Here is a 13,774-nt window from a genome sequence, read left to right as displayed (position 1 = left end):
TACAATCCTTAAGGATATATAAAATATTTAATAGGTTATATAATAAATTAAGTTTTCAAAACTACCGAAGGTAGATTGCAGAGAAATTATTGTTTAATTATTAATCAAACATTTCAACTTTAGTAATTTACCAGGCCGTCGGAAGCCCAGGAAAACTTCGAAGGGAGCATCACTCCCTTCGACTTTGAAAGAGCTGGAATGAAGCTATTTTTTTATGGTTCCAGACCCTAACTTTCAAGCGATTGTGGAACGGATAAACGGTTTTACCACTGTCTCTCAGCCGTTTTTAGACGCTTTAAAGCCTTTACTTAAGATTCATCATTTCCCTTACACCGAACATCTGCTTCGCACGGGTCGAAAAGCCAGGTATGCTTACTTTATCCTTAAAGGGTATGTCAGGGAAATCACACCTAGCAGTGCCGTGGAGCAGGGTCATACCACCTGGTTCTGGTTTCCCGGTGATTTTATACTTGCCTATCCGGTGTTTTTTAATCAGAAAGATGCTTTGTCTGACATTGAGGCGCTGCCTGACACTGTTCTTTTGGAAATCAGTCATGAGGATTTTATGATGCTAAGAATTAAGTTCAGAGAGGTTGAAAAACTGGTTGAAGAAATAGAGTTCTACTACGACAAGGCACGGATTGCCCACAGCGAAGACCTGTTCAATTTGTCAGGCAGGCAGAAATACCGTAAGTTTTATAGCGCACATCCTGCACTTTTTAATGTGGCGAAACACAAAGACATCGCTTCGTTTTTGGGATTGAAAGATATCGGATTCAGGAGATACTATTCGTTATTTGCATAATTGCAATCGCTTCAAAAAGAGTACAAAATCTTTTCAACTGTGTACGAATGTACACTCCACTCTTTTTTGGAATGGCGAACTTTATCCTAATTAAAAGATGGTTCCGGATCACCAATCAGAAAGGAGTGCTGTGACAAAGACAAAAGTTTTATAATGGAAGCTTCAAGCTTCCGGTGGTGGACACCACCTATTTGATAAACATCTAATGAAATATTATGAAAACATTAAAGCTAGTTAACTTTTCAATTAAGCTGGAACCAAAGTCAATTGACTTTCTGTTGCTTTTTATCAATATCATTCTTGCTTCACTTTTCGCATATACGGCATATGAAAAGATTATGGACCATAAACGGTTTATGAATGGTATTGCTAAAGTTGAGATCATCGGAGGGTTAGCTTTTCTCATCAGTTGGACTGTCCCAATTGTTGAGCTTGTTATCGCTGCAATGTTGTTAGTGCCGCAGACCTTAAGAATCGGACTCTGGTGCTTTTTGGGAATGATGACAATTTTTAGTGTATATATTTTGATTGCATTGATTTGGGCGAGTAAGCTTCCCTGTCATTGTGGAGGTGTTATCGAAACTTTAAGCTGGCCGGAACACCTGTGGTTTAATATTGCATTTATCCTTTTATCACTTGTGGCCATCCGTTTGGATAGAATAAAAAAGTAAATAATAAAAATTAAAATTTCAAATTATGAAAAATTTAAAAAAAATGATCATGGGCTTCGCAGCTGTTGCCATGATTGTAGGTTTTAGTGCTTTTAAAAGCGAATCAAAAAAAGTAAAAGTAGATGCCTGGTATTATACGCTTAACTCAAATGGCACTATTTATACACGAATGGGCACAGCACCAGTGGCTGAACCAAATCCGGATGATTGTCTTTCTGGACCATCTAAAAAATGTTATGTTGCCTTTGCAGATGATGAAGGAGCAACAATTGATGCGACCAGTGCTTTGCCCGCACCAACTGTGGATGAATCCGATAGTAATGGATATCGCCCTTAATTATTGAAATCTGTAGCCATTGCGAGAATGGCTACAGATTTTGTTCAATAATATCGATGAATGCCTTGCTGGTTGACTCGGATACAGGTCGAGGAGGATTTCCAGATATTAATTTCCCGTCCTTCGCAACAATAAGTAAATTAGGGTAGGAAATATAATTATAATATTTCAGCATTGGATGATTTTGCCCCATCCCATTAGTATACGTATAAAGTGATTTCTCACTTCCGTATTTACCACTATTGACACCCGCCTGAAATTTTTTACGATCAGCATCAACATTTACACTTAAAAATACAACACCTTTTCCCTCAAAATACTTCACTATCGGTTCCATCTTCTTGGTCAGCAAAATACAATTACCGCAACCGTAAAACCAGGTATCAATCACGATAACTTTTCCTTTAAGCATGTTCAATGAAATGCTGCGGCCATTAATATCTTCAAATGAAAAATCATACACCGGAGTACCCACATCCCTTGATGATAAAATCGCTTTCAGCCGTTCCTTACAATCCGGGTTCTGAACCGACTCAATTGCCTTAACTAGCAAGTCTGTAGAATATTTATTTTTGTTAATATGCTTTAGAAAATGGTTTTTAAGTAATTCATCTTGTAATAATCCGTCATAATTTTGACGTATCGTTGAGAATATAAACTCGAACGGACTTTGACTCCCCGACTGATTCGAAACCATTTGGTAGAGTTCGTTCAGATGCAGCATATATTCATGATAGATATGGCTTTTGCGTAAACTGAAACTAAACGGAACCGCAAAGCCATTCTGCTCGACAAAAAGCCTCCGGACTTCATTGGTAAAAGCTTGCCTATAAGCGGAATCTAATTCTATTCCCGGAAGTGGCTCAATAGCTGTTAAATAGTAATCATTTATAGCAGAGAACGCATTCAACTTGATAAGCTCAAAGGTGTCATTTTTCCATTCTTTTTTGTATTGATTCAAACTAGACATGACGAGATTACTTTTTTCGACTTTTCGTTTCTGATTAGTAACGATCCGGCTTGGGTCATTAACGTCTCCGATTTTTTGGAACTTGTGGATTTCCATTCCCATCGTATGCTGAAAATTTAACTTCGATGAACCTTTTCCCGTGAAAATTACATCTTTCGGGTTTTTATAATCAATATGAACAGAGTCGCCAGCTTCAATCACAAATTGATTACTTTGTAGAGAGAACATTTGTAACCACCATAGTTCGAAATACCCAACAGCAGAGGAGGGGTATATCTTGATTTTAAAATTGTTGTTTTTAACGCTGACTTTATAGATCTGCCTTCCTTCCCAAGGTTGTCGTGACTGATAGGTATTGTAGTACCTGATTTCTTCGGGCAGTTTTACAAAATTTATAAATTCAGTACTGATGGTGCCTGAGATGATGATTGGCTTGTATTCATTTTTCGCCCATGCGAAGTTACAAAGAAATAGCCCCAGCACTGATGTAATTAATAGTTTTTTCATATCGGGAAATATTATCTGACATTTTGTTGAATACCGCTTAGCGCGATTTCGTCATCAGGAATTGGAAATACATATTTTGTGGAGTTAGGCGCAAGGGTATAGGTTGTCCCACCAAGGTTCCTTTCGAGTTTAATATTGGAGCCATCGCGATTGAGTCGTTTTAGGTCTGACCATCTCAATGCCCTCCAAACCAACTCTTTTCGCCTTTCATTTAAAACCAATTCAAGTGCTGCATCGCTGGAAAGATTTGAATACGGCGTGAAAGTTCCTTTCTGGTATCTGTTGACAAGCAAATTATTTAACAAAGCGGCGGTGATGTCTGGTCTGCCACTTCTGGCAGCACATTCTGCTTTAATCAATAAAACTTCATCAGTTGCAAGTCCGGAGAAAGCGTAAAATCCCCCACCTACATATCCTCTTTTCACATTTAAATTTCCTAATGCATTTTTCACGAAAAAGATATTCAGCCTTAAATCCCTTGGTTGATAAAGGGCAATTAATGCAGGGTCAATCTTGATCGCTGTAGCGACCGTTGTGTAAGCTGTGGTTTGTGAGTAGGCTACCACCTGAGTGCTATAAAATATAGTCTCATCTGTAGAATATGAGAATGGAATGTCGCTTGTCTGGCTAACATTATTATAGTCGATTAACTTGCTGTATTTCGTAATACATTTGTCCGCATTTTCTTCAGCATCATTATACTTACCCATATAAAGATAAATTCTTGCCAGAAGTGCGTACACGCTTGCTTTCGAAGGTCTGTTTTTATTAATTGCCTGATAATCGTCTTTCAAAAGTGAAACAGAATGAACTAAATCTGTAATTATAAAACTGAAAGTTTCCTCTAGATTAGATCTTTTTTCAATGATATCAATTCCTGCAGATTTTCTTAATGGAAGTCCCAGGTCGTTAACCGCCTGCGATGGTATATATACAGGACAAAAATTTCTGGTTAGATCAAAATATGCGAAAGCCCTGTAAAACAATGCAGCCCCCTTTAAATCATCCCACTGTGTAGCATTTGAGGGTAATCGCTCAATTTTCTCCAAACCGTCCAATGCGTTGTTTGCATAAAAGATGGCACTATAAAGCTGGTTCCAGTCGGGAATGTTTACCTCACCTGAATAAACGTCGCTCTGCCATAGGTATGCATTTTTCAGGGTTTGTACACTGAATGCATCAAAATCGGCTTTGTTTACGATACTATATTCATCTGAAGAGATCATTGGGAGCGCACCGGTCTTATTTAGAATGTTGCTGTTGTCCAACAACGATCGAAATTCACTAAGGGATGTTGGATTAACGATTGAAGCACTAGGCTTTGCCTCTAAAAAATCTTTTTTACAGCCACTCAAACAATAGCAAATGAGGATATATAAAATATAATTACTTTTCATGATTTTAAAGATTAGTACTAATTCCGATTGAAAAACTGAATGGGTTTCGATAAAGGCCGGAACCAATGTCCGGATCTATGTTTTGCTTGGTAGCTTTCCAGATGATTCCCAAGTTTTGGGCATAGGCATAAAATTTCAGATCTTTGAAAATTTGCTTTGCGCTATGGTTGTTTGGTTGAAAGCTTAATCTGATATCTTGAAGCCGGATGTGATCGGCCTTTTCGACACTGATCTCGGAATATTGCACAAACGAGTTTTGAGCAGCGTTCGCAGGATAGGAGAGGGCGGGAATGCTGGTATTTAATTCGTCACCGGGTTTCTGCCATCGTTTTTCAAAATCAACATTCGTGTAGGCATAGCTACTACCACCAAATAAGCCCGAACGGCGAAAGACATAATTTAATTTATACCCAATGTTAAATGAAAGCTCTAAATTTTTGAATGAGAAATCGTTGCGCAAATAACCATAAAAGGTGGGTATAGCAGACCCACTGTAAATGAGTTCAGCGGGGTTACCAGAATTAATAATCCCACTGTAGTTTTGAGTCTGCAAACCATTCATGATACCGAGGGGTTTCCCCTGGCCATCCAGTCCTAAATATGCAAAGCTGAAAATAGCAGCATATGGATAACCTTCTAACGGATTGCTGAAATTTGATTGCGCAATGTTCAGGTTACTGCTTTGCTTGACTTTATAGTTTGTAATGATCTCTTTATTGTAGCTAAATAATAATGAGCTTAACCACCTGAAATTGTTATTTCCATAATTTTTACTGATCACGATATCCCATCCGGAGGTTTTGGTGTCTGCAGCGTTTCCTTTGAACTGTACTATACCAGTCTGAGGTGCACTCGGACTATTGGCAATTAAATTTTGGCCGCGTTTCTGAAAATATTCAATACTCCCGGAGAATAGATTGCCTTTAGTGGTGAAATCAATACCAAAATTTGCATTTTGCACTTTTTCCCATCCCAAAGATGGATTAGGAGGGTTTGAAACCTCTAAGGATGGGATGTTCCAGTTGTTTACAACACTGCTTCTTGCTGTTAAGTAGGCAGACGTGGAACGATCAACATTGCCATTGTAGCCAAAAGTTGCTCGAACTTTTACTGATTTTAATAATGGAAAGCTATAAAAAGCCTCATTACTCAAGTTCCATGCGATACCTGCAGACCATAGTGGAACACCTTTCTGGTTGGCACTTACGCCAAAGATGTTTGACTCATCTTTTCTTGCACTACCACTAACGATATATCTATTATCATAAGCATAAGAAAAGTTGACAAAACTCGATCTAAATCTATCTATCGTATAGTCGATTGAAGATCCCAAGGGAATTTTTGCTGTAGCTGTTGAAAAATATTGCGTAAAATTAGTAACGAAATCTACAGGTACAAAAGAAGCATTCGATTGATTGTAGCCATACTGTTGCCAAGAAAGCAGGGAAGATTTATAATCTTTAATTTCAAACCCTGCGAGTGCCGAAATACTATGTAGGTTGAAGCTCCTATTAAAATCGGCCTGCAGCCGTCCATAGTTTGATATATATTCTGTGTTTCGGTCCGTATTAATCGCGCCCAGGGGAATTGGTCTTGTTGCTACGCGTGTTGCCTGATTCAGCTTTGTGTAAGAATTAATCAAATTGCGGGTGAAGAATGAATCCTCTGGACTTAACTGATTAAAGTTGCTTGTACCTTTTTGATACTGAAAATTCATTCCAATATATAGGCCCTCAATTAACTTATATTTCGCATCTCCATTGAGTTTATAATCTGTAAGCTTCGTTTCATTATTGCTGTAGTTTTCGTCTAATGGGCGATAGTTCCAGTCTAGTAAGGCTCCCTTACCGGCGGTGTCAGTATAATGCTTTCTCAGCCCTCCCTCTGTAACAACAGATAATGCATTCCCGAAGGGGTCTGCTAGTTGAAGATAGGGTGTAAAAGGGCTTGAATATGAATTTCCGTTTCCCTTTGATTTGCTTGTGGTTAACAGGATTGCTGCTGAGATTTGTAACTTTTCATCAAAGAGCACATAATTATTTCTAATATTTAAATTGAAACGTTCATACTGATTCACAATAAGATTTGGTTTAACGACGTCATAACCTCCGGAAATATAAAATGTATTGTTTTTACCTCCGCCATCTACACTTATGGAATATTGCTGATTGAAAGATGGTCGGTAAAGATATTTTTCCAGATCATCCCGGACGTCAAGCGATCTTAAGGAATTTAATGATTCGTCCTGCTGAGCAGCTGTGATGACTCCACTGCGATTTTTTAAAAGAATATCTACAACAGGTGAAATGGTACGATAGCCATTATTGATTGTGGAATTGTAAAAACCTCTATCAAATAGATATTTCTCCAGATCAATATATTCCGATGAGCTCATTTGCGCTCTGTAATGCAAATCCGGACGAGCGGTTATCGTGGCATTAATGTTTGCGCTTACACGAATCTTTTCTCTGGCCTTTCCTTTCTTTGAGGTTAGCACGATCACCCCGTTACCTGCTTTCACTCCCCAGATGCTTGCTGCAGCAGCATCTTTTAATATTGAAATAGATTCTATATCATTTGGGTTAATATTGTCTAAACTTCCCTCATAAGGAAAATTGTCCAGCACGATCAAAGGAGATGGATTAGCAAACAACGTACTTCTTCCACGTACCGAAATGTTTGAGGTTATACCCCCACCTTGATTTTTATTGAATATGACGCCGCTCGCAACCCCATCTAATCGGTCTAGTATATTATTTCCGACCCTTCGATTAATGGTATTACTGTCAATTAACACAAAACTCCCTGTTGCTCGTTCTTTCGGTAATTTCTGATAACCCGTTGAAACGATCTGAACATCCTCGAGTATATTTTGTCCCGGTTCTAAAACAATCTTTAAAGACCTCCTGTCTGATGAAAACGGGGCTTCAGCCTGAGAAAAACCCAATGAAGTCACAATCAAAATTCCTTCATTTTTCAAACTTGTGATTTTAAACCTTCCAAAATCATCTGCTACAGTTGTGAGGTCTGTATTTTTGATTTTGATGGTTGCATTTGGAATAGGCTTACCGTCACGATCGATAACAACCCCGTCAAGATCTATCTTGGATTTGTTGGGATTAACCTGATCTTTACCTATTGATGGTTTAAGAAAGATTGTTTTGTCCACCATCTCGAAGCTTACCTTTCTTGGTAAAAAAAGATCTTTCAATACCTCATTCAGTTGTTGGCCTTTGAAATCAGTGTTGATTTTTTCTGATTCATTGAGCGTGCCTTTATTATACCAGAAATCATAACCGCTCTGTTCCTCTATTTTATTCATCACTGAACGGATTGCACTTTGGTTTGCTTTTAAAGTAATTGTTTGAGCATTGGTAGAGGAAAAAAATACTGTAACTAAAAGCGATGTTGCAAAAATCGGGAGGACAGTGCTTCTAAAATATTGCCGGTTTAAAGTCTTTATAGATGTTGTTGGGGGTGGATATTGATGTTTTTTGCCACAGTTTCCCATCAGTTGATAAAAAATCATACTTTTGTTTGGTTTGGTTATGAAATGTTAGGTTAGTGCTTGATGTTAATGCACCAGACTTTGCCGGTGGTGTGCTTCGAAAACACCTCCGGCTTTTTTATCTGGCATCATTAACTAAAATTAAATTTTAAATTTTCTACATAGGCAATCTGTGGTTTAAGTGAACGTTTATGGTGTGTTAGACTTTATTGTCAAAATTCTGGTACCCTGTTTTTCGTTTAATGAGAAATTCACCCCGCTCATTTGTAGCAACTTTAGCAATACTGATAAATTTGATTTTCTTGATATTCCACCAGTCAAACGCATGTTTGGAACGTTATCTTCATATTCTACCTTAATATCGTACCATCGTTCTGCCTCATTTAAAATCGATTTTAAATCTGCATCTCTGAATTTTATCTTACAATTTCTCCAGGCCAAAGTCAAATCCAGATCAACATCAGTTCTTCTAAAACTTGTGCCGTCTGCTATAGACCTCTCTCCCGGTTTTAATGTGATAGAAGCAACATCATCCTTAGAATTAAGTTTAACTGAGCCTTCTAGAAGGGTAGTGCTAACTTCATTGTTGTAGGTATTAATATTGAAATGAGTCCCTAGAACGGTAAGATTTTGATTTTTGGAAGAAACAATAAATGGATGGTTTTTGTCCTTCGCTACTTCAAAGTAGGCTTCGCCGCTGACCAATTTTACTCTACGTTCAATCTTCTCTCCAAAACTGGTAGGATATTGTAAAACAGTAGCGGCGTTCAGCCATACTTTGGTGCCGTCGGACAACACTATCTTGTATTCTCCACCTTTAGAGGTAGAGATGGTTTGATACTCCACAGTGGGATTGTTTTTTATTTTTATTCCGTCACTATAGCTTAAGCCGGAATTCTCTATTTTTATCTCATCATGGTTTTGGTCAAGTTCAATAGTTTTGCCGTTTGATAAGGTTATGCGTGCTGAATTACCTGTTGGGTAAATATGTTCTGCGATTCGGAAACTTCTTTTTATATCGTTCTCCGGTTGTCGGTTAAACATATAAATCGCAAAGACTATTGCTGCTGCTGCTGCAGCAGTTGAAATAGTAATAATGACTTTTAAAGAACGAGATTTGGGTATAGGTAAATCTCTCGAAACTTGTTTCTTGAGAGCCTTAAGTTTTGCGCTGGAAATCTCAACAGGCTGTTCATTAAATGCAAGAAATGATTGTTCAATCAGCGTCTTTTCTGCATCAGTGCATTTACCTGAATTGTATTTTTCCAAAAGTTGCCTTGCTTGTTCGTAGTCCATTTCACCGAATTGATTTGAACGTAGTACGATTTGAGAAGGATGATCTTAAATTTTTTTTAAAAAAAATAAAATAATAGCGGGATGATTTTTCCAAGTTTTATTCGGAATATTTTCAACGCATTTGATAAATGTTGAGAAACATTATTTTCAGTGATTTCCAATCTTTCGGCAATTTCGGTATGGCTGAGGTTTTCTTTCCTGCTAAGTTCAAAAACCTGTCTCATTTTCTTTGGAAGTCGTAGAATCTCTTGTTCAATATAACGATCTAGCTCTTTTTCTCTTATCAGATGGTCTGTTGGCTCATTGGTTTTTAGCTGATAATTCTTCAGAAAGTCTAGATATTTAATTTGTACTTTTTGATGAGCGAAATAATCAAAAATTCTACTCCTGATGGATATATATAAATAAGATGAAAGTTTACCGTTTTCGGAAAGTGTTTCTCTTTTGTTCCATAAGTTTACAAAGAGGTCCTGCACAAAATCTTTAGAAAGGTCTTCGTCTTTAAGTTTTTTAAAAGCGAAAATGAACATCAATTCGAAATAACGATTGTGTATCTCGGTATATGCAGAATGACTTCCTTTTTTGAGTAGGGTTAGAAGCTTATGATCATTATATGTTTTTAAATTATCCATTGCTCACCATTTGATGAGCTTCTTCGAAGAAATTAAGGCCGTGAAATAGAAATAGGGTACGGCAGCTCACTCTCCTTTACTGCCTGGCTCTGGTGGGCCGACCGTCAATTAACGGTGCAAAGTAAAGTATAAGCAAGCACCGTACCCTATAACTTGTATAAGGAACCGATGCAGTACTTACTTCACTTTGCGAAATTTACCAGATTTAGCAGCGAAGCTCGTTTAACGGCAACTTTTATTAGAAACCGTAAAGTTATTAAAAATGCAAATACTTATTACCAAAGTACGTGAATATTAATCTGCTTTATATATTCCGTCGAAGATAACAAAATAAGCCAAATAGTACAATTTTATTATACTAAAGTTCATTAATTGTGTAGTTAATAATTCTATGCCTATGGATTATTATAGAGATTTTTGAAGTTGTGGTTCATATTGGTGAAATTATACATGAGTTGGTGTCCAGAAGCAAATTCAGCGTTCAAGAAGTTGCAGATTATATGAATATGAGTAGATCTAACCTATTTAGTATTTACAAAAGAAGTGAAATAGATAACTACAAGCTTGCAAAATTTTCTGAGTTATTTGGTAAAAACCTCTTTGAATACTATGTTGACAAGACCGCGATAAAACAAATATTCTCAATAGAATTTTCCGAATTAGATCAACGAATAACACATTTAGAGTCACAACTTCGAAGTAAAACCCAAGAACTTGAAGACAAAGATGAAATTATCATAATGCTTAAAAAGGTTGTGGCCTTACATGAGGAAAATCAAAATAATTTAAAAAAATAAACTAAGAATTGATTCTAATTTCTAGAGCAACTTTGTCTGAGTTCCCTTAATATAATTGTCGTTGGTCGAAAGTCAAATTAAGATTACCGATTATTCGTCACGCCAGTGGAGAATATGAGATGATAAATTCAGTAAAAACTTTCGTTCGTTGAGACTATGTTTCTTCAATGAAAATCTATTGCTCTATAAAAACTTGCCTCTTCCGAACTATTCTCGCTTTTGAATGTGGTGTAATTGTTTTTTTTTGAATTAGTCAAATTAGTTATGGAAAATTCTTATTTCTGCATCCTTATCTCTATCAAACTTAAATACTCAAATTTTCCAATTCGTTTTTATGACCAAAATCTTTATTATTCTGCTCTCATTTTTTTGTATTCCGTTAGTAAGTAAATCTCAAATCAACATATATGGTCGAATTGTTGACGACAAAAGCACTAATATTCCATATGGCGGTATCTTGAAATATTCTATTGATGAAAAGGTTTTTTTAGGTAGTGCCATTAGTGATGAACTCGGTAGGTTTTTAATTACCGATAAGCTAAATGCCTCGGTAATTCTGATCATCAATTCTGTTGGTTATAAATCTGACACGCTAAGATTAAATCATTTGAGAAACGATACTGCATTAACTATTGTAATGCAGGGATTTTCAAAACAGCTTCTGGATGTAAACGTCGTTGCAAAAAAAACAATTATCGAAAGAAAGATAGATAGGGTTATCTTTAATATCGAAAACAGCCTTGTATCTAATATAGGCGATGCGATGGATGCAATCAGTAAGGCTCCGGGGGTACGTGTCAATGATGATGGAATTCAATTGATCGGCAAAAATGCGGTAAGAATAATGGTTAATAATAGGCCTATACAACTCTCAGGTGAAAACCTCATGAATTACCTTCGTTCAATGTCATCAAGTAACCTAAGATCCATTGAGGTTATAACCAATCCTTCAGCAAGATATGAGGCAGAAGGGAATTCAGGTATTATAAACTTGGTTGTCAAAAAAGATCTTACCTTGGGCTTTAATGGGATGATCAACACAGGATTGATTTCAGCCAGCTATCAAAACACAGGTCTTACCGGTATACTCAATTATAATACAAAAAGATTACATTTCAGCAGTACGATGAGTACCAACTTGAGCGAGTCCAAATCATTTGCATCAAACAATCTGGAAAGTACATTGTTCATTTGGGATCAATATGATGAGAATCAGTCGACAAGAAGAGGAATACGAGGAGAGTTGAGAATTGATTATGATATAAGTAAAAATTCGTCATTCGGAGTCCGCTTCAGCGAGAATTACAATTCAAATGAAATCAGCAGTTCTTCCAGGGGAACCTTCCTTACCCCACCAAATAAGGTAGATTCGGTAATGACAAATGTCGGGTTCAATAGCATGCCACTTTCCAATAGGTCTATTGATTTGTACATGGAATCTAAATTGGACACTTTGGGAAAGAAACTGGAGCTGTCAGCAAATTATTTCAACAACAGTTTGGATAATGGCACATCTTTTATCAATCTTACAACTACTCCCACAGGATCATTGATCCGAAAATATGTACCCGTAGATTTTGAAAACAATGAAGGAACAAGTGTGTTTTCGGCAAAGGCAGATTTGATACTTCCCTACAGGTTCGCAAATCTTGAATTAGGCACTAAGGTCGTTTCTATTAAAAGCCTCAATTCACTTTTATATAGCGAAGGAACAGATTTTGACTTGTCGAACAGCAATACTTTTAAGTACACAGAAAATACACAATCGCTTTATGTAAACGCGAGCAAAACTTATTTAAAATGGTCATTTCAGTTAGGATTTCGATTGGAAAACACACAAACAGCTGGTAATTCTTCGACAAAAGATCAGGTCGATAGATACAGTTACACGGCTCTATTCCCTACCTTTTTTTTAAAGAACACGCTATCTGACAATCATTCTGTAACAATATCTTATGGGCGAAGGGTTAACAGACCAGATTATGCCGCACTCAATCCTGCCAGGATATATTCTGTAGTCAATGTATACGATCAAGGTAATCCATTTTTAAAGCCATCATTTAGCAACAATCTTGAGCTTGGTTATAATTTTAAGGATATTTTTACTACAAATATATATGCGAGTTTTTTAAGGGATGGATTTAGTTTGCTTACCTTTTTAGATGCCAATACCAATGTACAATCCAATAAGTATCTTAATTATAGTTCAACAAAACAGATAGGACTAAGTGAAACGATCAGTTATTCTCCAAAGAAGTGGTGGGAGAGTACAAATCAAGTCAGCGTTTATCTTTATAACTCTCAATCAAACGGAGTACTTTTAGAATCTCAATTAAAAGGTCTAAGCAGTTATTTATCCACAGATAACACCTTTATGATCAATAAAAAAAGGACTCTTATGTCGAACATGGTGTTTTGGTATCAATTTCCAGACCAGTCCAATTGGTTTAAAAATGATGATTATTACGCAGTGGACATAAATTTAAGGGCTGCATTTCTGAAGCGTAATTTAACATTTACCGCTGGAGTGGTAGATCTATTCAAAACGAGTCAACGCTATTTTTACGGAACAGTTAATGGTATCAATCAGTTCGGAACCAGATATAATGACAACAGGAAATTCAGACTAATCCTGATGTATAAGATCGGAAACAGTAATTTAAATAAAAGGGCACGCTCTGTGGACGATCTTGAAAGTAGCAGAGCAAAACAATAATTTCTAAAACTCTCTAATTTGTTGATAATTTGCTTCGTTTTTTGAGACAAATTTAAAAGCGAATGTGAACGCCTATCAAAAATTCACCATTTTTTGATAGAAATTGAGATGAGTATTTGATAAACAGTTATAGAATTA

General features: G+C 36.7%; 10 protein-coding genes. 5 read left to right on the top strand and 5 right to left on the bottom strand.

What is annotated here, in order from left to right:
* The first annotated feature begins 214 nt into the window (after positions 1-214).
* From EA772_RS01865 to EA772_RS01855, 3 genes are all read left to right on the top strand, one after another.
* A complete protein-coding gene (locus EA772_RS01865) occupies positions 215-805 on the top strand; it encodes a Crp/Fnr family transcriptional regulator (protein WP_124910987.1) in 591 nt (196 codons plus the stop codon).
* A gap of 215 nt (positions 806-1,020) precedes the next feature.
* Positions 1,021-1,476, top strand: a complete 456-nt coding sequence (locus EA772_RS01860; protein WP_124910986.1) for a MauE/DoxX family redox-associated membrane protein — start codon at positions 1,021-1,023, stop codon at positions 1,474-1,476.
* Between the two features lie 25 nt (positions 1,477-1,501).
* Entirely contained in the window at positions 1,502-1,813 is a 312-nt protein-coding gene (locus tag EA772_RS01855) for a hypothetical protein (protein WP_124910985.1), read from the top strand.
* Positions 1,814-1,844: 31 nt separating this feature from the next.
* Here EA772_RS01855 and EA772_RS01850 read toward each other — a convergent pair whose 3' ends face one another.
* The 5 genes from EA772_RS01850 to EA772_RS01830 all read right to left on the bottom strand — a co-directional run bounded on the left by EA772_RS01850 (position 1,845) and on the right by EA772_RS01830 (position 10,123).
* The gene (locus tag EA772_RS01850) at positions 1,845-3,290 is read right to left on the bottom strand and encodes a TlpA disulfide reductase family protein (protein WP_124910984.1); all 1,446 of its coding nucleotides are present in this window, start codon (positions 3,288-3,290) and stop codon (positions 1,845-1,847) included.
* A gap of 11 nt (positions 3,291-3,301) precedes the next feature.
* Positions 3,302-4,687: a RagB/SusD family nutrient uptake outer membrane protein gene (locus EA772_RS01845; protein ID WP_124910983.1), complete on the bottom strand. Its 1,386-nt coding sequence runs from the start codon at positions 4,685-4,687 to the stop codon at positions 3,302-3,304.
* Between the two features lie 4 nt (positions 4,688-4,691).
* Positions 4,692-8,009, bottom strand: a complete 3,318-nt coding sequence (locus EA772_RS01840; RefSeq protein ID WP_168187467.1) for a SusC/RagA family TonB-linked outer membrane protein — start codon at positions 8,007-8,009, stop codon at positions 4,692-4,694.
* Positions 8,010-8,384: 375 nt separating this feature from the next.
* Positions 8,385-9,491 (bottom strand): FecR family protein, encoded by a 1,107-nt coding sequence (locus EA772_RS01835; RefSeq protein ID WP_124910981.1) that lies wholly within the window; start codon positions 9,489-9,491, stop codon positions 8,385-8,387.
* Between the two features lie 56 nt (positions 9,492-9,547).
* Positions 9,548-10,123: an RNA polymerase sigma factor gene (locus EA772_RS01830; RefSeq protein WP_124910980.1), complete on the bottom strand. Its 576-nt coding sequence runs from the start codon at positions 10,121-10,123 to the stop codon at positions 9,548-9,550.
* A gap of 458 nt (positions 10,124-10,581) precedes the next feature.
* Here EA772_RS01830 and EA772_RS01825 point away from each other — a divergent pair, with 458 nt between their 5' ends.
* Both EA772_RS01825 and EA772_RS01820 read left to right on the top strand, forming a co-directional pair.
* Positions 10,582-10,920 (top strand): hypothetical protein, encoded by a 339-nt coding sequence (locus EA772_RS01825; RefSeq protein ID WP_124910979.1) that lies wholly within the window; start codon positions 10,582-10,584, stop codon positions 10,918-10,920.
* 334 nt (positions 10,921-11,254) lie between these two features.
* A complete protein-coding gene (locus EA772_RS01820; protein WP_124910978.1) occupies positions 11,255-13,636 on the top strand; it encodes an outer membrane beta-barrel family protein in 2,382 nt (793 codons plus the stop codon).
* Positions 13,637-13,774 lie beyond the last annotated feature (138 nt).

The sequence above is a fragment of the Pedobacter sp. G11 genome (genome assembly GCF_003860265.1).
Classification (GTDB): Bacteria; Bacteroidota; Bacteroidia; order Sphingobacteriales; family Sphingobacteriaceae; genus Pedobacter; species Pedobacter agri.
Note: the sequence above shows the minus strand (reverse complement) of the source record. Positions and strands in the feature narration are given on the sequence as shown.

Coding starts and splice junctions, on each gene's coding strand:
- EA772_RS01830 (WP_124910980.1), bottom strand. CDS start 10,123: ATGGATAATTTAAAAACATATAATGATCATAAGCTTCTAACCCTACTC.
- EA772_RS01820 (WP_124910978.1), top strand. CDS start 11,255: ATGACCAAAATCTTTATTATTCTGCTCTCATTTTTTTGTATTCCGTTA.
- EA772_RS01835 (WP_124910981.1), bottom strand. CDS start 9,491: ATGGACTACGAACAAGCAAGGCAACTTTTGGAAAAATACAATTCAGGT.
- EA772_RS01855 (WP_124910985.1), top strand. CDS start 1,502: ATGAAAAATTTAAAAAAAATGATCATGGGCTTCGCAGCTGTTGCCATG.
- EA772_RS01850 (WP_124910984.1), bottom strand. CDS start 3,290: ATGAAAAAACTATTAATTACATCAGTGCTGGGGCTATTTCTTTGTAAC.
- EA772_RS01860 (WP_124910986.1), top strand. CDS start 1,021: ATGAAAACATTAAAGCTAGTTAACTTTTCAATTAAGCTGGAACCAAAG.
- EA772_RS01865 (WP_124910987.1), top strand. CDS start 215: ATGGTTCCAGACCCTAACTTTCAAGCGATTGTGGAACGGATAAACGGT.
- EA772_RS01840 (WP_168187467.1), bottom strand. CDS start 8,009: ATGAATAAAATAGAGGAACAGAGCGGTTATGATTTCTGGTATAATAAA.
- EA772_RS01845 (WP_124910983.1), bottom strand. CDS start 4,687: ATGAAAAGTAATTATATTTTATATATCCTCATTTGCTATTGTTTGAGT.